The sequence below is a fragment of the Peptoniphilus sp. HCN-40583 genome, assembly GCF_037892835.1.
GTDB lineage: Bacteria > Bacillota > Clostridia > Tissierellales > Peptoniphilaceae > Aedoeadaptatus > Aedoeadaptatus rachelemmaiella.
On sequence record NZ_JBBKBU010000067.1, the window covers coordinates 1 to 420 of the forward strand.

Sequence of the window (420 nt, forward strand, 5' to 3'; positions counted from 1 at the left end):
TTTCGTCCACGTTGGTTGGTGTAACGTAGGCCATGGTATTCTTTCGCGCTGCCGAATTGACGTTCGATGGTTTCTTTTCGTTGTTTGTATTCTGCTTTTCCTTGGGTGGTGTAGCGGTAGTCTTCCGCGATGTCCAGGGCGTCTTGCCAGAGGTGGCGAGTGACGATTTTTTGATGGTTTTTACTGGCGGTGCAACGGTGAAGGGTGGGACAGTTTTTACAGATTTTGGGATTGCTTTTGTATTCGCGGTAGCCTTCACGGTTGGTGGTGCTGTAGGGGAGGATGTTTTCTTCGGGACAGAGGTAGCAGTCGTAGTAGGCGTCGTAGATGAAGTCGCGCTTGTAGTAGGGGGCCTCGAGTGTGGGTTTTCGTTTGGATCGAGTGTAGGGGAAGACGGGCAGGATGTCTTTTTCAAGGAGG

Annotated in this window: 1 protein-coding gene; it reads right to left on the reverse strand. The window is 51.2% G+C overall.

The features are described 5' to 3' along the window. A partial coding sequence (locus tag WKT05_RS10595) for a transposase (RefSeq protein WP_340414065.1) occupies positions 1–420 on the reverse strand: 420 nt, incomplete at both ends.